Source organism: Aquabacter sp. DMC10, assembly GCF_056314145.1.
Genome location: NZ_JBQUYX010000010.1, coordinates 67,296 through 84,917 on the forward strand (window position 1 = coordinate 67,296; position 17,622 = coordinate 84,917).

18 protein-coding genes and 1 other RNA gene are annotated in these 17,622 nt (G+C 69.7%); 11 read left to right on the forward strand and 8 right to left on the reverse strand.

Annotated elements, in window-relative coordinates:
* Positions 1 to 356: 356 nt before the first annotated feature.
* Both ACT54L_RS22910 and ACT54L_RS22915 read left to right on the forward strand, forming a co-directional pair.
* The gene (locus ACT54L_RS22910; protein WP_476087975.1) at positions 357 to 1,559 is read left to right on the forward strand and encodes an HPP family protein; all 1,203 of its coding nucleotides are present in this window, start codon (positions 357 to 359) and stop codon (positions 1,557 to 1,559) included.
* A gap of 1 nt (position 1,560) precedes the next feature.
* The gene (locus ACT54L_RS22915) at positions 1,561 to 1,971 is read left to right on the forward strand and encodes a group III truncated hemoglobin (protein ID WP_476087976.1); all 411 of its coding nucleotides are present in this window, start codon (positions 1,561 to 1,563) and stop codon (positions 1,969 to 1,971) included.
* A gap of 216 nt (positions 1,972 to 2,187) precedes the next feature.
* On the opposite strand, the gene ACT54L_RS22920 is transcribed toward ACT54L_RS22915, so the two are convergent.
* The 4 genes from ACT54L_RS22920 to ACT54L_RS22935 all read right to left on the reverse strand — a co-directional run bounded on the left by ACT54L_RS22920 (position 2,188) and on the right by ACT54L_RS22935 (position 5,539).
* Complete coding sequence (locus ACT54L_RS22920) at positions 2,188 to 3,081, reverse strand: type 1 glutamine amidotransferase (protein WP_476087977.1); 894 nt, start codon at positions 3,079 to 3,081, stop codon at positions 2,188 to 2,190.
* Between the two features lie 85 nt (positions 3,082 to 3,166).
* The gene (locus ACT54L_RS22925; RefSeq protein ID WP_476087978.1) at positions 3,167 to 4,081 is read right to left on the reverse strand and encodes a DMT family transporter; all 915 of its coding nucleotides are present in this window, start codon (positions 4,079 to 4,081) and stop codon (positions 3,167 to 3,169) included.
* 47 nt (positions 4,082 to 4,128) lie between these two features.
* Positions 4,129 to 4,881 (reverse strand): SDR family NAD(P)-dependent oxidoreductase, encoded by a 753-nt coding sequence (locus ACT54L_RS22930; RefSeq protein ID WP_476087979.1) that lies wholly within the window; start codon positions 4,879 to 4,881, stop codon positions 4,129 to 4,131.
* A 166-nt stretch (positions 4,882 to 5,047) separates the two neighbouring features.
* On the reverse strand, positions 5,048 to 5,539 hold the full coding sequence (locus ACT54L_RS22935; protein ID WP_476087980.1) for a MarR family winged helix-turn-helix transcriptional regulator: 492 nt from the start codon (positions 5,537 to 5,539) through the stop codon (positions 5,048 to 5,050).
* Between the two features lie 352 nt (positions 5,540 to 5,891).
* On the opposite strand from ACT54L_RS22935, the gene ACT54L_RS22940 reads away from it, so the two are divergent.
* From ACT54L_RS22940 to ACT54L_RS22950, 3 genes are read left to right on the forward strand one after another with little or no spacing between them, the layout of a single operon-like run.
* Positions 5,892 to 6,707, forward strand: a complete 816-nt coding sequence (locus tag ACT54L_RS22940; RefSeq protein WP_476087981.1) for a creatininase family protein — start codon at positions 5,892 to 5,894, stop codon at positions 6,705 to 6,707.
* On the forward strand, positions 6,704 to 7,738 hold the full coding sequence (locus tag ACT54L_RS22945) for an Ldh family oxidoreductase (RefSeq protein ID WP_476087982.1): 1,035 nt from the start codon (positions 6,704 to 6,706) through the stop codon (positions 7,736 to 7,738). The genes ACT54L_RS22940 and ACT54L_RS22945 overlap by 4 nt, the downstream gene beginning before the upstream one ends.
* A 5-nt stretch (positions 7,739 to 7,743) precedes the next feature.
* A complete protein-coding gene (locus ACT54L_RS22950; protein ID WP_476087983.1) occupies positions 7,744 to 8,328 on the forward strand; it encodes a DNA-3-methyladenine glycosylase I in 585 nt (194 codons plus the stop codon).
* A gap of 6 nt (positions 8,329 to 8,334) precedes the next feature.
* On the opposite strand, the gene ACT54L_RS22955 is transcribed toward ACT54L_RS22950, so the two are convergent.
* Positions 8,335 to 9,210 carry a LysR substrate-binding domain-containing protein gene (locus ACT54L_RS22955; RefSeq protein WP_476087984.1) on the reverse strand — a complete coding sequence of 292 codons (876 nt, stop codon included), beginning with the start codon at positions 9,208 to 9,210 and terminating at the stop codon, positions 8,335 to 8,337.
* Between the two features lie 99 nt (positions 9,211 to 9,309).
* Between ACT54L_RS22955 and ACT54L_RS22960 the strand changes: the two genes are divergently transcribed.
* Positions 9,310 to 10,284, forward strand: a complete 975-nt coding sequence (locus ACT54L_RS22960) for an NAD(P)H-dependent flavin oxidoreductase (RefSeq protein ID WP_476087985.1) — start codon at positions 9,310 to 9,312, stop codon at positions 10,282 to 10,284.
* Between the two features lie 106 nt (positions 10,285 to 10,390).
* Here the strand turns inward: ACT54L_RS22960 and ACT54L_RS22965 are convergent, their stop codons facing one another.
* Entirely contained in the window at positions 10,391 to 10,837 is a 447-nt protein-coding gene (locus ACT54L_RS22965; protein ID WP_476087986.1) for a GNAT family acetyltransferase, read from the reverse strand.
* 2 nt (positions 10,838 to 10,839) lie between these two features.
* Positions 10,840 to 11,871: an L-threonylcarbamoyladenylate synthase gene (locus ACT54L_RS22970; protein WP_476087987.1), complete on the reverse strand. Its 1,032-nt coding sequence runs from the start codon at positions 11,869 to 11,871 to the stop codon at positions 10,840 to 10,842.
* A 221-nt stretch (positions 11,872 to 12,092) separates the two neighbouring features.
* Here ACT54L_RS22970 and ACT54L_RS22975 point away from each other — a divergent pair, with 221 nt between their 5' ends.
* Positions 12,093 to 13,889, forward strand: a complete 1,797-nt coding sequence (locus tag ACT54L_RS22975; protein ID WP_476087988.1) for an acyl-CoA dehydrogenase — start codon at positions 12,093 to 12,095, stop codon at positions 13,887 to 13,889.
* A 251-nt stretch (positions 13,890 to 14,140) separates the two neighbouring features.
* Here ACT54L_RS22975 and ACT54L_RS22980 read toward each other — a convergent pair whose 3' ends face one another.
* A complete protein-coding gene (locus ACT54L_RS22980) occupies positions 14,141 to 14,551 on the reverse strand; it encodes an HIT family protein (protein ID WP_476087989.1) in 411 nt (136 codons plus the stop codon).
* A gap of 127 nt (positions 14,552 to 14,678) precedes the next feature.
* On the opposite strand from ACT54L_RS22980, the gene ffs reads away from it, so the two are divergent.
* The 4 genes from ffs to ACT54L_RS23000 all read left to right on the forward strand — a co-directional run bounded on the left by ffs (position 14,679) and on the right by ACT54L_RS23000 (position 17,522).
* Positions 14,679 to 14,777, forward strand: an RNA gene (ffs, locus tag ACT54L_RS22985) — signal recognition particle sRNA small type.
* Positions 14,778 to 14,910: 133 nt separating this feature from the next.
* Positions 14,911 to 15,135 carry a hypothetical protein gene (locus ACT54L_RS22990; RefSeq protein WP_476087990.1) on the forward strand — a complete coding sequence of 75 codons (225 nt, stop codon included), beginning with the start codon at positions 14,911 to 14,913 and terminating at the stop codon, positions 15,133 to 15,135.
* Positions 15,136 to 15,224: 89 nt separating this feature from the next.
* The gene (locus tag ACT54L_RS22995; protein WP_476087991.1) at positions 15,225 to 17,105 is read left to right on the forward strand and encodes a DNA polymerase III subunit gamma/tau; all 1,881 of its coding nucleotides are present in this window, start codon (positions 15,225 to 15,227) and stop codon (positions 17,103 to 17,105) included.
* Positions 17,106 to 17,201: 96 nt separating this feature from the next.
* Positions 17,202 to 17,522: a YbaB/EbfC family nucleoid-associated protein gene (locus tag ACT54L_RS23000; RefSeq protein WP_476087992.1), complete on the forward strand. Its 321-nt coding sequence runs from the start codon at positions 17,202 to 17,204 to the stop codon at positions 17,520 to 17,522.
* Positions 17,523 to 17,622 lie beyond the last annotated feature (100 nt).

Below are 17,622 nucleotides of genomic sequence, written 5' to 3' on the forward strand. Positions count from 1 at the left end.
GTCCCCTGATGTAGCCTGCCGGTGGCGGTCGCGCCATGCCCCCGGTCCGACAGCCCCTCCCGCCCTGCCGTCACAGATCCGCGCCCCGTGCAGGGCGGCGGCACCGTGCCTGCGGCGGGAGATGGTTGCCGAAACAATGAGCGGACCGCTAAACAAATAGGCAACAATACGCGCCCGGAGGGGAAGCCGGACTGGAGCAGGCTGGACACGCTCAGCGGCCATGCGGCTTCGGACCTCCGTTTCCCGTCCATGAGAGCGAGAGATGCCGCCCCCGGATGGGCTCATCCGGGGGATCATCCCTCGCCCCTGGGACGCAGGCGCGGCGCAGGGGTCATGCGCCGCCGTGGGAGACCGCCATGTCCTCTTCCCCCCGCAGCGTCGCATCGCTCCGCGGTGCCCTTGCGCGCTATGTGCCCTTGCCGGCGGTCAGCCCGGTGGAAAAGCTGCGCGCCGGCCTTGGCGCCTGCCTCGGCCTCGTGCTCACCGGCTTCGTCACCGTGCTGGCGGTGGGGCCGGGATCGGCGGTGCCCTGGCTGATCGCGCCTATGGGGGCCTCCTCCGTGCTGCTGTTCGCGGTCCCCTCCAGCCCGCTGGCCCAGCCCTGGTCGATCCTGGGCGGAAACCTGGTGGCGGCGATCGTGGGCGTCACGGCGGGTATGTTGGTGCCCTCGCCCCTGCTGGCGGCGGGGCTGGCGGCGGGGATCGCCATCGCCGCCATGCTGTGGCTGCGCTGCCTGCATCCGCCGAGCGGGGCAGTGGCGCTCACCGCCGTGCTGGGCGGCAGCCAGGTTCATGCGCTCGGCTATGGCTTCGTGCTGTGGCCGGTGATGGTCAATTCCATCCTGCTGCTGGCGGCGGCCCTGGCCTATAACCGCCTCACCGGCCGCGACTATCCCCACCTCGCCCCCTCCCCCGCGCCGGCGGCGAAGCAGGCGGCCGCGCCGTCCGCCCGGCTCGGCTTCACCGGGGCGGATCTCGACGCCGTGCTCGCCACCTATGACCAGCTGCTCGACGTGAACCGCGCCGACATCGACCGGGTGGTGCGCCTCGCGCAGGTGCGCGCCTTCGGGCGGCGTTGGGGCGAGATCCGCTGCGCCGACATCATGACCCGGGATGTGACGGCGGTGTCCCCCGACACCTCCATCCGCGAGGCCCATGCCCTCATGCGCGCTCATCGGGTGAAGGCCCTGCCGGTGACCGACGAGCAGGCGCGGGTGCTGGGCATCGTCACCCAGACCGACCTTTTGGACAAAGCCAGCTGGGGGGCGCGGGGGCCGAGCGTCAGCTTCACCCATCGCCTGCGCCATGCGGTGCGCCTGGCCCGCGCGCCGCAGGGGTCCGTGCAGGAGATCATGAGCACGCGCCTCATCGCCGCCCGGCCCCAGATGCTCATCGCCGATCTGGTGCCGCTCATGAGCGATGCGCATATTCACGCCTTGCCCGTGCTGGACGATCGCGACAAGCTGACGGGCATCGTCACCCAGTCCGACCTCATCGCCGGCCTGTTCCATGGCCGGCTGACGGAGGATGTGTCGGACCAGGAAAGGGAAGACGCCTGACTTGGCCGAGCATCTGGACGCGCCGCTGGACGAGACCCGCATCCGCCATCTGGTGGAGCGCTTCTATGACCGCGTCCGCGCCGATGCCGCGCTTGGCCCGGTGTTCGAGGCGGCGGTGGAGGATTGGGACGCCCACCTGTCCATTCTCACCGACTTCTGGTGCTCGGTGATGCTGGCGGCGGGGCGCTACAAGGGCAATCCGCTGGCGGTCCATGGCGCCCTGCCGCTGCCGCCGGAGCGCTTCGAGGCGCTGTTTCCCCTCTGGCTGGACCTGTGGCGGGCCACCACGGCGGAGCTGTTCGCCCCCGACATTGCCGGGCTGTTCGCGGAAAAGGCGGAGCGCATCGCCAGGAGCCTCCAGGCGGGCCTGTTCTTCGATCCCGCCAAGGCCGGGCGCGGGCGCCCGGGGTGAGGGGGGCGCTGCAAGGCGCGCCGAGGCGCAGTGCCGTCATCGTCCGCTGTGATCGCGCGCGTCATGGCCGGGCGTGTCCCGGTCCTCCACGGGCTGGGGCCGGGCGAGACGCTCCGGCCGGTGCACGCGCGGCGCGGCGGGGATGCCCGGGACAAGCCCGGGCATGACGGCCCAAGGAAATGGCCGTCGTTCGGCCCCTTGAACGCCGCCGGCCCCTTAGCCGCGGCCGCGGGCGGCGCGGGTGGGGATGACCTGGTGGCGGACCCAGTTGCGGATTTCCATGGTCCGCAGGTCCTTGGAGATGACCGCCCCGTCCACCCCGTGACGCCAGACGAGCGCATGGTTGGCCGGGTCGCGCTCCAGGGCTTCCAGGTCGCCGATGAAGCTCTGTTCTTCCTCCTCGTCCAGGAAGAAGCCCTCGGCCACCAGGGAGGGGCTGAGGCGGCGGAAGATGGCGGCCATTTCCCGGAATGGATATTCGGGATGGTATTGCACGCCCCACGCCATGGCCTTGCCGCAGGGAATCTCGGCCGCCTGGACCTGGGAGTGCTCATTGGTGGCCAGCAGCCGCGCGCCTTCGGGCAAGGTTTCCACCTCGTCCAGATGCACCGTCATGGCCTCGAAGACCGGGGGCTTCTCGTCGAACAGGAGATGGCCGGTGCCCGCGTCGGTGAGGCGGATGCGGCGGCCGAAGCCCACTTCGCGGCCGCGCGGATTGCGCCGCACCACGCCGCCGGCGGCCACCGTGATGAGCTGCAGGCCCCAGCAGCTGCCGAAAATGGGCGTGCCGGTGTCGAAGGCCGCGCGCAGCAGGTCGATCTGCTGCTGGATGGGCGGGCCGCCGTGATAGATGTTGAGCGAGGAGCCGGTGATGGCGATGCCGTCATAGCTCTCCAGGCCGCCGCGATCGGGCAGGTTGGCGCCGGGATCGGCGGGATAGCAGATGTCCACCACCGCGTCGGGGAAGAGTTCGCGCAGCAAGCGGGCATAGCCCTCGCTGGCGGCCTCGCCGCCGAACTGCACCTGGCGGGCGCGGGCTTCGGCAGTGTTGCCTTCCATCACGAGGAGGCGCGCGGAATGGGAACGGGACGGCGTAGCGGACGACGACATGGCACACGGCATCTGATTGCTGTGCCCTGCACAATAGCCGGCATTTTGACAAAAGCGAGGTTAGAGGCGCTTTTGCGAGGCGATATCAGCCCTGCTTGCGGCGCAGAAGATGCGCCTGGCGCTCCTGGAACAGCAGATAGATGCCGGAGGCCACCACGATGGCGGCGCCGCACACCGTCCAGAGGCTCGGCACATCCCCGAACACCAGCCAGCCCAGCGCCACCATGGCAAGGATCTGAGCATAGATGAAGGGGGCGAGGGTGGCCGCCGGCGCCCGGGCATGGGCCATGATGAGCAGAAAATGCCCGCCCCCTGCCACCATGCCCAGCGCCAGCATGCCGCCGTAGACGGCGGGACTGGCGGGCGTCTCCCACACGAACGGCAAGGGCAGGCTCGCCACCACCGATCCCACGAGGGAGGAATAGAACAAGGTCGTGGGCGAGGAATCCACGCTCGCCAGCATGCGGGTGATGATGCCGTAGAGCGCATAGCAGACCGCCGCGCCCACGGAGAGGAGCGCCGCCGGATGGATGCCGCCGGCCCCGGGCTTGGCCACCAACAGGATGCCGGCAAAGCCCACCATGATGGCGGCCCAGCGCTTGGCCCCCACCCATTCGCCCAGCATGGGCCCGGCGAACAAGGCGACGAAGAAGGGCGCCGAGAACATGATGGAGACGGTCTGGTCCAGCTGCAGGAATTGCAGCGCCGCGAAATTCAGCGCCGTGCAGGCAAACAGCAGACCGGAGCGGATCAGTTGCAGCCCCGGGCGGCGGGTGCGCAGGAGGCCCGGCACCGTCCAGGGGTTGAAGATGATGAGCGAGACCACGAAGTGGACCACATAACGGGCCCACACCACCACCATCACATTGATCTGCAGGCTCAGCCATTTGGCGATGGTGTCGGTGAAGGCGAAGCTCATCACCGCGATGCACATCAGGCCGATGCCGGCGAAGACCCCTCCGGGCGCCCCCTTGGGGGTGGGGCCGCCGGGAGCGCGCACGGGGGCGGCTCCGCCGTCTTCGGAGGGGACTCGCATGGCACTCGCGATCAGTAGGTGGCGCGTCCGCCCGAAATATCGAACACGGCGCCGGTGGTGAAGGAGCAATCGGCGGAGGCGGCAAAGGCGATGGTGGCGGCCACCTCTTCCACCTTCACGAATCGCGCCCGCGGGATCTTGGAGAGCATGTAGGCCACATGCTCCTCGGTCATCTGGTCGAAGATGGCGGTCTTGGCCACGGCCGGGGTCACGCAATTGACCGCGATGTCATGCTCGGCCAGCTCCTTGCCCAGCGACTTGGTGAGCGCGATCAGACCGCCCTTGGAGGCCGAATAGGCGGAGGCGTTGGGATTGCCCTCCTTGCCGGCGATGGAGGCCACATTGACGATGCGGCCGTAATTCTGCGCGATCATGGTGGGCACCACGGCGCGGCAGCAATTGAACGGGCCGATCAGGTTGATGTTGACCACCTGCATCCAGGCCTCGGGAGGATACTCCCACAACTTGGTGTTGGGCCCGGAAATGCCGGCATTGTTGACGAGGATGTCGATGCGCCCGAAGGCGGCCAGGGTCTCGCGGGTGGCGCGTTCGACGGCGGCGAGGTCGGTGACATCCACCTGGACCGGGAGCACCTTGTCGAGCCCCAGCTCCCCCGCCGTGCGGTGGGCCAGCTCCCCGTCCATGTCCCAGATGGCGACCTTGGCGCCGGAGGCGAGGAAGCGCTCCACCACGGCGCGGCCGATGCCCTGCGCGCCACCGGTGACGACGGCGCAGCGGGATTCCAGATCGATGGCGTTGGGCATGCTCCCCCCCGATGTTCGGGCCTCCGCCAGACCGCCCGGCGGATCGACCCTAATCGTTTGAAAGAAGGCATACCGCGCCCGTCCCGATGGTGGGAAGGGCAATTTCACGCATGCGCCGCGCGCCCGCTCATGCGCGGAGCGCGGGGCGTGTGCAGCAAGGCCCGGATCAGGCCTCGTCGTCGTCCTCGGTGCCTTCGGGGTCCTCGTCAACCCCGCCATCGGCGCCGAGCCGCACGGCAAGATTCTTCTCCACCTTGCGCAGCAGCTTGCGCAGGCGCTTGCGGTCCTTGCCGTCGAGGCCGGCGACCATCTCGCCTTCCAGCGTGTCCCAGATCTTGTCGATGGAGCCGCCCCGCTCGCGGCCGGCGGCGGTGAGGAACACCCGCACCAGGCGCCCGTCGCCATCCATGGTGCGCCGTTCAACCAGGCCCTGGGTGGTGAGGCGGGCAATGGTCTTGGAGGCCGTGGGCGGGCGCACGCGCAGCGCGTTGGCAAGGTCGCCCATGGTGCGGCCGTCCTGCTCGATCAGCAGCTTGAGGACGGATTCCTGTCCGGGAAACAGCCCCAGCTCCGACAGCAGCCGGGCCGACAGGGCCTTCTGCAGCCGGGCCGTATGGGTGAGCCGATAACCGATGGTCTTCGCAATCGGGTCCTTCATCTCGTCCCCCTGACGCGACCGCACACCGTCGCTGGCGGCGATTCGGTTTCGCGGCTCCACTGGAATATAGCCGGGCCAGCACCTTGCCTGACGCAAACGTGCGAAGGCCATGCCCTTTACACCGCGCCGGCTTACAATTTTGCGAAGGCTGCAAGGCAGGATCACGACAAAGCACAGGCATGACGGCTGCGGCCCGAAGGCGCCGGCTTGAAAGCGACAATCTGCAGGCGACAATCTGAAAGCCACAACTTGGCCCCGGCATGCAGCGCCGGGCCATGGCCCTGCGCCCGACGCGCTTTCCCTGCGCAGCCCCCGGCGATATGGTCGCCCCGCTTCACCCGGAAGGTGTCCCATGACCGCCTCGCTCTGGGCCGAGCTCTCCTCGCCCCAGCTTGCGGCGTTGCGCGGCCCTTCCACCATTGCCGTGCTGCCGGTGGCTGCCGTGGAGCAGCATGGCCCCCATCTGCCTGTTGGCACCGACCTGTTCATCGCGCAGGGCTATCTCGCCCGCATCCGGCCCTTGGTGCCGGACGAATTGAAGGTGGTGATCCTGCCCATCCAGGCGGTGGGCAAGTCGGACGAGCACCAAGCCTATGCGGGCACGCTGACGCTGGAGCCGGAGACCGCGCTTCGCGCCTGGATCGAGCTGGCCACCGCCGTGCACCGGGCCGGCATCCGCCGCCTCGTGCTCATGAACACCCATGGTGGCAATGTGCCGGTGATCGACCTCGTCGCCCGCACGCTCCGGGTGCGCTTCGGCCTGCTGGTGGCCATGGCCTCCATGCACCGCTTCGGCTACCCGGACGGCCTGTTCGATCCGGCCGAGCGGGCGCACGGCATTCATGGCGGGGACATCGAGACCTCGCTCATGCTGGCCTTCCGCCCCGATCTGGTGGACATGGGGAGAGCCCGCAATTTCGCGCCCTGGAGCATCGGCATGGAGACCGAATTCGTCCAGCTGCGCGCCAACCATCCCATCGGCTTTGCCTGGATGAGCCAGGATCTCTCCCCCGCCGGGGCCATGGGCGATGCCCGCCCCGCCACCGCCGCCAAGGGGGAGGCCGCCGCCGCTCATGGGGCGAACGCTTTCATCGCGCTGCTCCAGGATGTGGCGCGCTTCGATCTCACCCGACTTGAAAACCGCCCGGAAGGGGAAGACCTGCCATGAGCGCCGGCCACCGGATCTCCATCGCCCAAGCCCGCGCCTATGCCGCCGAGGTTCTGGAATATTTCGGCACTGCCCCCGCCAATGCGGACATCGTGGCCCAGGCGCTGGTGGCCGCCGAGGCCGACGGCCTGCCCAGCCACGGCCTGGCCCGCCTGCCCAGCTATGGGGTGATGGTGCGCGCCGGCAAGATCGACGGCACCGCCGTGCCCACCTTGCGCCGCGCCGCCCCTTCCGTGGTGGCGGTGGATGCGGCCAATGGCTTTGCCTATCCCGCCGTGCATCTGGCCGAGGAAGCCCTGGTTCCGGTGGTGCGTGAGATGGGCATCGCCATTGCCGGCGTGCGCCGCTCCAGCCATTTCGGTGTCGCCGGCCATCCGGTGGAGCGCCTCGCCGAAGCCGGTTTCGTGGCCATGGCCTTCACCAATGCGCCGGCCTCCATCGCGCCCTGGGGCGGCAGCGCGCCGGTGTTCGGCACCAATCCCATCGCCTTTGCCACTCCCGTGCCCGGCGCCCCGCCGGCGGTGGTGGATCTGTCCGTCTCCAAGGTGGCGCGCGGCTATATTCTGGCCGCCGCCCAGAAGGGCGAGCCCATTCCCGAGGGCTGGGCGCTGGATACCGACGGCAAGCCCACCACGGACGCCAAGGCGGGCCTTGCCGGCACCATGGTGCCCATGGGCGAGGCCAAGGGCACGGCGCTCGCCTTCATGGTGGAGGTGCTCTCGGCGGCGGTGAATGCGGCCACGTTTTCGCTGGATGCGTCCTCTTTCTTCGACGGCAAGGGGCCGCCGCCGGCCATCGGCCAGACCATCATCGCCTTCGACCCCTCCCGCACCGCCGGGCCGGGCTATCTCGGCCATTTGCGGCGGCTCGTCGAGGCCATCGAGGGCCAGGAGGGCGCCCGCCTGCCGGGCACCCGTCGCATTGCGGCCCGCGCCAAGGCGGAAGCCGAGGGCGTGCTGGTGACGCCGGCGCTGGAGCGCGAGCTGGCGGGGCTCGGCTTTGCCGGCACCCGTTTCCACACCGAGGCCTGACGCCCGTGCGCCCCGCCCACCTTCATGCCGATGGCCGCCATCGGTGCCCCTGGTGCGGCACCGATCCCCTCTATGTGGCCTATCACGATGAGGAATGGGGCGTGCCGGAATACGATTCCCGCGCCTTGTTCGAGAAGCTGCTGCTGGATGGCTTCCAGGCCGGGCTCGCCTGGATCACCATCCTGCGCAAGCGCGACAATTTCCGCCGCGCCTTCGACGGCTTCGAGCCGGAGACCATCGCCCGCTACGACGCCGCCAAGGTGGAGGCGCTGATGCAGGATGCCGGCATCGTGCGCAACCGCGCCAAGATCGAGGGGGCGGTGCTCTCCGCCCGCGCCTATCTGGCGCTCCGGGACAAGGGGGTCGATTTCTCCGACTTCCTGTGGGAGAGCGTCGGCGGCACCCCCTTCGTGCGCCGTCCGCGCACCCTTGGTGACGTGCCGGCCGAGACGCCGGAATCCCGCGCCTTGTCCAAGCGCCTGAAGGCCGCCGGCTTCAAATTCTGCGGCCCCACCATCGTCTACGCCGCCATGCAGGCCTGCGGGCTGGTGGACGACCATCTGGAGGAATGCTGGCGGGCGCGGGGGTAACGTCCCTCACGCCGCCTGCCGCTGCCCCTCCCACATCCCCCGTGCGCAGGCGATGAAGCGCTCAAGCGCGCGGGACATGAAGGCGTCGTGGCGGGTGATGAAGGTGGTGGTGACGTGCGCCTCGTCGGGCGGCAGGGCCTGGAGGTGGACCTGCCCGGCGCGCGCCGCGGGTTCCGCCACCGCGCGGGGCAGGAGGGTGAGGCCGAGGCCGGCGCCGACGCAGCCCAAGATGCCGTCCAGCGTGCCGAATTCCATCAGCCGCACCTGCACCGCGCCCCGCGCCGCCAGCAGCGCCTCCAGCCGCTGGCGGTAGGAGCAGCCGGCGCGGAAGACCAGGATCTTGGCCTCCCCGGTGGGGCGCTCCAGGGGCGCCGGGGGGGTCACCAGCACCAGTTCCTCGGCCATCATGGGCAGAGCGTGCAGGTCGGGATGGTTGATGGGCCCGCACACGAAGGCGCCCTCCAGCTCGCGGGTGAGCACGCGGGCGACCAGGGCCTGCGTCGGCCCCGTCTCCACATGCACGTCCACCTTCGGGCATTGCCTCACATAGGCGGTGAGGAGGGGCGGCAGGCGGAGTGCGGCGGTGGTCTCCATGGCGCCGATGCGCAGCTCCCCGCCCGGTTCCTCGCCATCCAGCGCCGCCCGCTTCGCCTCGGCGAGGAGCTGGCCCACCTTCTCCGCATAGGGCAGCAGGCGCTCCCCCGCCTCGGTCAGCACCACGCCCCGGCTGTGGCGGTGGAAGAGGGGCGTGCCCAATTCCGCCTCCAGGCTCCGCAGGCGGGTGGTGACGTTGGACTGCACCGTATTGAGCATCTGTGCCGCCCGCCCGATGCCGCCAGAGCGCGCCACGGCGGCGAAGAAGCGCAGGTCCAGATCATTCATTCTGGCATCTCCAATCCAGATGCCTTTGTTCCAGATTAATCATTTTTCCGCAAGGCAGGGGCGGACTAGCGTGGCCGCACCTTTCCGCTGGAGGCCGCCATGGCGCATCTGCTTGAGACCCGCTTCACCCGCCGCTTCGGCATCGACCTGCCCATCGTGCTCGCGCCCATGGACCCGGCTTCCGGCGGGGCGCTGGCGGGGGCGGTGAGCGCGGCCGGGGGGCTCGGGCTCATCGGCGGGGGCTATGCGGAGACCGAGCGGTTGGAGCGGGAGTTTCCGCTGGCGGGCAATCATCGGGTGGGCTGCGGCTTCATCACCTGGGCGCTGGCGCGAAATCCGGGCCTTCTGGACATGGCGCTCGCCCGCAAGCCCGCCGCCCTCATGCTCTCCTTTTCCGATCCCGCCCCCTTTGCCGGCGCCATCAAGGCGGCCGGCGTTCCCCTCATCTGCCAGGTCCAGACCCTGGAGCATGCGCGCCGGGCGCTGGACGTGGGCGCCGACGTGATCGTGGCGCAAGGCACGGAAGCCGGCGGCCACGGCCAGGCGGCCCGCTCCACCTTGCCCTTCGTGCCGGCGGTGGCCGATCTCATCGCCCAGCGCGCGCCCGACTGCCTGCTGCTGGCGGCCGGCGGCATCGCCGATGGGCGGGGTCTCGCGGCGGTCCTGATGCTGGGCGCGGACGGGGCGCTGATGGGCTCGCGCTTCTGGGCGACGCGCGAGGCGCTCATCCATCCCAACGCCCAGGCCATGGCGGTGGCCGCCGATGGCGACGACACCGTGCGCACCCGCGTCTATGACATCGTGCGCCAGAAGGCATGGCCCGCGGCCTATACGGGCCGTCTGTTGCGCAACGGCTTCATTTCCCGCTGGCACGGTCGGGAGGCGGAGCTGGAAGCCTTGAAGCACGAGGAGATGCGGCAAGTGGAGGCCGCCCTGGAGGAGGGCGACTTCGACATGGGCAATGTGACGGTCGGCGAGGCCATCGGCCTCGTGCGCGACGTGCCCCCGGCCGGCGACCTCGTCCGCCGTATTGCCGCCGAGGCGCAGGCGTGCCTCACGCGGTTTGCGGCTTGAAGCGGTTCCAAGCGAAGCGGGGTCCGGTTCGCGTTAAGGAAATGCGTCGAAGCAAGAAATGAGGGAGTTTCCAGCGGTTCGATGAAGCGCTGGACGATCCCGAGCCTTATTTTCCGTCGAGGCGCTTGGAGAAGATGATGCGCGGCTCTTCGATATAGCCGGCGGCATCATAGAAGGCCTGCACCTTCTCATTCTCCGGTCGCACCATGAGCATGAGCTTGGGCACGCCGCGCGCGCGCAGCCAGTCCTCGGCGGCCCGGGTCAGCGCCGTGCCGAGGCCCTGGCGGGCGCGCTCGGGGGCCACGGCCAGATAATAGATCCAGCCCCGATGGCCATCATGGCCCACCATGGCCGAGCCGATCACGGCTCCGTCCGCGCGGGCGACCAGGATGGTGGAATGGGGTCCGCGCCGGGCGAGCGCGATGTCGGCGCGCGGATCGTTCCAGGGGCGGATGAGGCCGGTGGCGGTCCACAGCGCCACGAGGGCGTCTTCCTCGCCCTCGCGCATATGGCCGATGGGGTGTGCGGTCTCGGTGGATACGGCCTGGTCCATCCTCAATCCCCTTCAATCTCAACGGGGCGCGGCGCCGCCGCGCGGCCGAGCCGGTCGGCGATGGCTTCCCCGAGACCCGTGCGGGGGAGGGGTACCACGGCAATGCCCGCAACGCCCAGCCCATCCAGGCGCCGCAGGGCGCCATAAAGATGGGCGGCGGCCTCCTCCAAATCCCCGGCGGGGCTGAGATCGATGATGCAGGCGGCCCGATCGCTGCCGGGCGGGCGAAGCCCTCCGAAGGTCAAAAGCGCCTCGCCGGGCGCCACATGCTCGGCCGCCAGCCGCACGGATGCGCGCGGGGCATAATGGGAGGCGAGCCGCCCCGGGGCGGAGGGGCGGTCGGCGTCGAGGTGCGGGGCATCCAGCAGCGCATGGCCGAGCACCGCTTCGATCTTCTCCCGCGACAGGCCGCCGGGCCGCAGCAAGGTGGGCACGGCCTCCAGGCACGAGACGATGGTGGATTCCACCCCCACTTGCGTCGCCCCGGCATCGAGGATGGCGTCGATCCGCCCGTTCAGGTCCTCCGCCACATGGCCCGCATCGGTGGGCGAGACATGGCCGGAGCGGTTGGCGCTCGGCCCCACCACCGGGCAGCCGGCTTCCTTCAGGAAGGCCTGGGCCACGGGATGGGCGGGCACCCGCACCGCCAGCGAGGTCAGGCCCGCGCGGGCCAGATCGCACATGGCCTCCATGTCGATGCAGGGCAGGACCAAAGTGAGCGGCCCCGGCCAGAAGGCGGCGGCGAGCCGCTCGGCCGCCGGCGTGAAGGCGCCGAGGCGCGCGGCGTGCGCGGCATTGGCCACATGGGCGATGAGCGGATTGAAGCTGGGGCGCCCTTTCGCCGCATAGACCCCGGCCACGGCGCGCGGATTGCCCGCATCGGCGCCGAGGCCATAGACCGTCTCGGTGGGAAAGGCGACGACCCCGCCAGCCCGGATGAGGGCGCCGGCCTTGGCGATCTGCCCGTCTTCATGGGCGTGAAGACGCTGCGTCTGCCGCTCGGGAAGGGTGGGGGGCTTGCTCAGCGGAGCCATGTCTGGCCCCCTTTTGCCGCGTCGCTGCAGCGGGAAGTGGCTGGGGGCATGCCCCTGGCGAAGGTCATATGCGACGAAAGCCTGTCTGTCCGGGTCTTGACGAAAGCCGTAGCTCGTTCCGAATTGTCGCCCGCCCGAAGCGTCAGGCTCTAGAGCCGAACACGGGTCAAGGTCAATGTGGCGCTCGCCCGGGCGCTGTAACGAGAAGCGGAGGCCGTCCCATGCCCTATCGTGCGCCGGTGGAAGATGTGGCTTTCTTCCTGAAGCACTGCACCTCCCTGCCCAAGCTGATGGATGAAGGTCTCGTGGACCTGTCCTTCGATTTGGTGGACAGCGTGCTGGAAGAGGCCGGCAAGTTCGCGGCGCAGGAGATCGAGCCCCTCGACCGCGTTGGCGACAAGACTGGAAACGTGCTGAAGGACGGCGTGGTCACCACCGCTCCCGGCTGGCGCGAGACCTATAAGGCCTGGTCCGAGGCCGGCTGGAACGCGGTGGCGGCGGAGGAAGCCTTTGGCGGCCAGCATCTGCCCACCTCGGTGACCACGGCTCTGGTGGAATTCTGGAACAGCGCCTCGCCCGCCTTCGGCATCGGCCCGGTGCTGACCATGGGCGCCATCGAGGCACTCACCGCCCACGGCTCCAAGGCGCTCCAGGACACCTATCTCCACAATCTGGTCTCGGGCACCTGGACCGGCACCATGAACCTCACCGAGCCGCAGGCGGGCTCCGACCTTGCCGCGCTGCGCACCCGCGCCGAGCGGCGCGACGACGGCACCTACCGCATCTTCGGCACCAAGATCTTCATTTCCTATGGCGAGCACGACATCGCCGAGAACATCATCCACCTGGTTTTGGCCCGCCTGCCCGACGCGCCCGCCGGCACGCGCGGCATCTCGCTGTTCGTGGTGCCGAAATTCCTGGTGAATGCCGATGGCAGCCTCGGCGCCCGTAATGATGTGAAGGCGGTGGGCCTGGAGCACAAGATGGGCCTCCACGGCTCGCCCACCTGCACCATGAGCTTCGGCGATTCGGGCGAGGGGGCGGTGGGCTATCTGGTGGGCGAGGAAAATCGCGGCCTCGCCTGCATGTTCACCATGATGAACAATGCGCGCCTCGCGGTGGCCGTCCAGGGCGTCGCGGTGGCCGAGCGCGCCACCCAGCGCGCCGTCGCCTTCGCCCAGGACCGCCGCCAGGGCAAGGCGCCCGGCGCCTCCGGGGGCGAGATGAGCCCCATCATCGCCCATCCCGACGTGCAGCGCATGCTGCTCACCATGCGCGCCGAGACCGATGCCGCCCGCACGCTCTGCCTGAAGACGGCGGATGCCCTGGACCGCGCCCATCGCCTGGCGGACCCTTCCGCCAAGGCGGCGGCGCTGGCGGAGGCGAGCCTGCTCACCCCCGTGGCCAAGGCGTTTTCCACCGATGCGGGCATCAAGGTGGCCTCCATCGGCATCCAGGTGCATGGCGGCATGGGCTATATCGAGGAGACCGGCGCCGCCCAGCACCTGCGCGATGCCCGCATCTTCGCCATCTATGAGGGCACCAACGGCATCCAGGCCATCGACCTCGTCACCCGCAAGATCAGCCAGGGCAATGGCGACGTGGTGGAAGCCCTGATCGCCGACTGCCGCGACACCGCCCGCGAGGTGTCCGCCCTCAACGCCCCCGCCTTCGGCCGCACCGGAGAGAAGTTGGCCGAGGCCACCGAGGCCTTCGCCCGTGCCACCCGCGTGATGCTGGACTGGCTGGCCGATAATGAGCAGGTGAAGGTGCTGGCGGGCGCGACGCCTTATCTGGCCCTGTTCGCCCGCGCGGCGGGGGGCGCCTATCTCGCCCGCATCGCCCTTGCGGCCCATGCGGAGGCGGCCGGCGGCAACAGCGACCCGCGCCAGGCGGCCCGCATCGCCATTGCCCGCTTCTTCGCCGAAAATCTGGCGGTGGAGGCCTCGGGCCTGGAGCAGGCGGTGGTCTCCGGCGGGGCGGTGCTGAACGACGCGGCCACCGTGTTCGCCGCCTGAGCGGCAGGGCGGAGCTGAAGTTACCAGGCGCAGGTGATTTCGGACTCCTCCAAACGTCATGCCCGGGCTTGTCCCGGGCATCCACGCCTCTCCCCTTGTGACCGCGCTCACGGAACCCCATGGGTGGCCGGGACAATCCCGGCCATGGCGGCAATGAGCGGGAGCGCCAAGGACGTGTGCAACTCCGTTTGCAAGGGCGTGCGAAGGTCGCTTGCTCTCCTTCCGTCTGAAAAGAGACCTTTGACCGAGCCTTAAAGACCCAGCGCCGCCCTCACCCTCTCGGCGCGGGCGGAGCGCGCGTCGCCCAGGGGCTGGCGGGTGCCGGCGCCGAAGACGGGGCCGGGCCAGGCGGCATCGCCGGGCGTGCGGCCGACAATGTGCACATGAAGCTGCGGCACCATGTTGCCCAGCGCCGCCACATTCAGCTTGGAGCAGCCGCTCACCGTCTTCAGGGCGGCGCCGGCGGCGGCGATTTCTTCCACCAGCACCGCCCGATCGGCGGCGGTAAGGTCGAAAATTTCAACGCAACCCGCCCGGCGGGGCACCAGCACGATCCAGAAGAAGCGGGCATCGTCCACCAGCCGCACATGGCAAAGCGGCAAGTCGCCGAGGGCGGGGCCGTCGGCTTCAAGGCGCGGATCGAGCTGGAACGGGAGGGTCATGTCAGGTCGGCCTTCGCGAAAATCGGGACGCGGACAGGAGCTTATGCACAGCCGCGGCGCAAGCCCTCCCCAGCAGGGTGCATGTGCGGTGCTTGCCAAACCGATCCTTTGCCACGATATAGAGCGCGGGAGGTTGGCGGTGGACGAGCCACTCGCCAACCGGGTCAGGTCCGGAAGGAAGCAGCCCCAACGAGCCCGGTCTCGGGTCTCTGTCCAGCCTCCCACCCTCTTGCCTTCCGATCGGCGCTTCCGGTGCGCCCTTCTTTCGGCGCACTCCCCCGCAATATCCCGCCCCGGCGTTCCCAGCGAAGGCGATCCCTTCGCTTGCGGGAAGCGCCTCAAATGGCAGGAGTTTGCGCATGTGGGCCGTGGTCGTGATTCTTCTGCACGCCTTGTCGGGACCGGAGACCCATGTGGTCACCCAAGCCGGCATCTATTCCACCGAGGACAAGTGCAAGGCCGGCATCGCCGCCTCCGTGCCCGGCCGCCTGGAAGGCGAGCCGCTGCAGCAGTTCAAGGACGGCTATCGCCGCTATGTCTGCGTGCGGGTGGAAGGGGCCGACCTGTTCAAATCGCCCAAATGAGCCGGCCGCGCGGTCTACGCCCGGAATTCTTGCGGGCAAGGCCCGTGCTGGCCTGACGCATCGGGCAGGCGGGATGCTATGAAGGCCCCATGAGCGCGGACCATCAGGACCCCACCCCGCCGGCGGCGGATGAACCCTCCCTCGGCTTCGACCTCGGCGCGGCGCCCGCGCCGGCGGCGAACGCTGTCGCGGCGCCGGCGCCCTATCGCGTGCTGGCGCGCAAATACCGGCCGCAGACGTTCGACGACCTCATCGGCCAGGAGGCCATGGTCCGGACGCTCTCCAATGCCTTCGCCTCCGGGCGCATCGCCCAGGCCTATATCCTGACCGGCGTGCGCGGGGTGGGAAAGACCACCACCGCCCGCATCCTCGCCCGCGCCCTGAATTACGAGCCCATGTCGGGGGGAGGCGGGCCGACCCTCGACCTCTCGGTGATGGGCAAGCACTGCAAGGACATCATCGAATCCCGCCATGTGGACGTGCTGGAGATGGACGCCGCGTCCAACACCTCCATCAACGACATCCGCGAGATCATCGAGGGCGCCCGCTACCGCCCGGTGATGGCGCGATACAAGGTCTACATCATCGACGAAGTGCACATGCTCTCCACAGCGGCCTTCAACGGCCTGCTCAAGACGCTGGAGGAGCCGCCGGAGCATGTGAAGTTCGTGTTCGCCACCACCGAAATCCGCAAGGTGCCGGTGACCGTGCTCTCCCGCTGCCAGCGCTTCGATTTGCGGCGGGTGGATGCGGGCGTGCTGGCGGCGCACCTGTCCCGCATCTGCGCCAAGGAAGGCGTGGAGGTGGAGGCCGAAGCGCTGTCCACCGTGGCCCGCGCGGCGGAAGGCTCGGTGCGCGATTCGCTCTCCCTGCTGGATCAGGCCATCGCCCATGGCGGCGGCAAGGTGAGCGGCGAGGAAGTGCGCCGGCTGCTGGGCCTTGCCGACCGGGCGCGCGTCATCGATTTGTTCGAGGCGCTCATGAAGGGCGACATCGCCCGCGCCTTGGCCGAGTTCCGCGACCAGTATGATGCCGGCGCCGATCCGGCCGTGATCCTCACCGACCTCGCTGAATTCACCCATCTCGTCACCCGCCTGAAAGTGGTGCCGGAGACCGCTTCCGACGCGGCCCTTGTGGAAGCCGAGCGGGTGCGCGGCTCTGAAATGGCCTCGGCCCTGTCCATGCGCGTGCTGGCGCGGGCGTGGCAGATGCTCTCCAAGGCCATTGCCGAGGTGCAGGCCGCCAACAAGCCGGCCCAGGCGGCGGAAATGGCGCTGGTGCGCCTGGCCTATGCGGCGGATCTGCCCACGCCGGACGATGCCCTGCGGCGCCTCAAGGAAATGGCCCAGTCGGGCACGCCCATGACCGGCGGTGGTGGCGGTGGCGGCGCGCCGTCCGGCGGGGGTGCCATGGCCGCCTCGGGCGGCGGCGCGCGGCTGGCCATTGCGGCCCGCTCCGAGGCGCCCCAGCCGGCCATGGCGCCGCGCGCCAGCGCCCGCGCCCAGCCCGTGGAATCGGAAGGCCCGCGCCTTGGCTCGCTCCAGGATGTGGTCAATCTGGCCGTCTCCAAGCGCGACCTCCTGCTGAAGCACGCGCTGGAGACCCAGGCCCGTCTCGTCCATTTCGAGGAGGGGCGGATCGAGATCGCCCTCGTGCCGGGGTCCAGCGGGTCCCTGGTGCAGGAACTGTCCCGTAAGCTCAGCGAATGGACCGGCCAGCGCTGGCTCGTCTCGCTCTCCAACCGGGAGGGCGAGCCGACGCTCGCCGAGGTGGCGGCCCTCGCCCGCAACGAGCGGGAGGACGGCCTGCGCGCCGATCCGCTGGTGGCCGCGGTGCTCGCGCGCTTTCCCGGTGCGCAGATCGTCGACGTGCGCACCCGCGACGACGAGCCGCCGGAAGAGGTCCTCGCCCCCGTGCTGGAAGAGGACAATTGGTTCGGCCCCGGCCCGGACGATGAGATCGAATTCTGACGGCGGGCGGCCTGCCCCCGGCAGGCGGCGGCCTTTTCCGCCGCGCCCGTCACCCTTATCTGTGACGCACGTCACACCTAGCAGAGGACCCCGACCATGCGCGACCTGATGGGCATCATGAAGCAGGCGAAAGAGCTTCAGGAGCGCATGCAGCAGATGCAGCAGGAGCTGGAGACCATCGAGGTGGAAGGGTCCTCCGGCGGCGGGCTGGTGCAGGTGCGCGTCACCGCTAAGGGCGAGACCAAGGCGGTGCGCATCGATCCGAGCCTCCTGAAGGCCGATGAAGGCGAGATCCTGGAAGACCTGATCGTCGCCGCCCTCTCCGATGCCCGCGCCAAGTCCGAGCGCGTGATGCAGGAGAAGATGCAGTCGGTGACCGGCGGCCTGCCCATTCCTCCCGGCCTCAAGCTGTTCTGAGCCGCCGGCCTGGGGGCCGCGGCCTCTCCCGTCCCGGCGCCGGCGGGGCGCCTGCGGGCGGCGGACACCGTCGAGCCGGCGCCCCGGGATCGACGCGGCC

Bases quoted from the DNA above. Each gene is read 5' to 3' on its own strand.
- ACT54L_RS23000 (WP_476087992.1), top strand. From the start codon at position 17,202: ATGCGCGACCTGATGGGCATCATGAAGCAGGCGAAAGAGCTTCAGGAG.
- ACT54L_RS22935 (WP_476087980.1), bottom strand. From the start codon at position 5,539: ATGAAGGACCCGATTGCGAAGACCATCGGTTATCGGCTCACCCATACG.
- ACT54L_RS22955 (WP_476087984.1), bottom strand. From the start codon at position 9,210: ATGAATGATCTGGACCTGCGCTTCTTCGCCGCCGTGGCGCGCTCTGGC.
- ACT54L_RS22910 (WP_476087975.1), top strand. From the start codon at position 357: ATGTCCTCTTCCCCCCGCAGCGTCGCATCGCTCCGCGGTGCCCTTGCG.
- ACT54L_RS22990 (WP_476087990.1), top strand. From the start codon at position 14,911: ATGTGGGCCGTGGTCGTGATTCTTCTGCACGCCTTGTCGGGACCGGAG.
- ACT54L_RS22920 (WP_476087977.1), bottom strand. From the start codon at position 3,081: ATGTCGTCGTCCGCTACGCCGTCCCGTTCCCATTCCGCGCGCCTCCTC.
- ACT54L_RS22995 (WP_476087991.1), top strand. From the start codon at position 15,225: ATGAGCGCGGACCATCAGGACCCCACCCCGCCGGCGGCGGATGAACCC.
- ACT54L_RS22930 (WP_476087979.1), bottom strand. From the start codon at position 4,881: ATGCCCAACGCCATCGATCTGGAATCCCGCTGCGCCGTCGTCACCGGT.
- ACT54L_RS22975 (WP_476087988.1), top strand. From the start codon at position 12,093: ATGCCCTATCGTGCGCCGGTGGAAGATGTGGCTTTCTTCCTGAAGCAC.
- ACT54L_RS22970 (WP_476087987.1), bottom strand. From the start codon at position 11,871: ATGGCTCCGCTGAGCAAGCCCCCCACCCTTCCCGAGCGGCAGACGCAG.
- ACT54L_RS22940 (WP_476087981.1), top strand. From the start codon at position 5,892: ATGACCGCCTCGCTCTGGGCCGAGCTCTCCTCGCCCCAGCTTGCGGCG.
- ACT54L_RS22980 (WP_476087989.1), bottom strand. From the start codon at position 14,551: ATGACCCTCCCGTTCCAGCTCGATCCGCGCCTTGAAGCCGACGGCCCC.
- ACT54L_RS22945 (WP_476087982.1), top strand. From the start codon at position 6,704: ATGAGCGCCGGCCACCGGATCTCCATCGCCCAAGCCCGCGCCTATGCC.
- ACT54L_RS22960 (WP_476087985.1), top strand. From the start codon at position 9,310: ATGGCGCATCTGCTTGAGACCCGCTTCACCCGCCGCTTCGGCATCGAC.
- ACT54L_RS22965 (WP_476087986.1), bottom strand. From the start codon at position 10,837: ATGGACCAGGCCGTATCCACCGAGACCGCACACCCCATCGGCCATATG.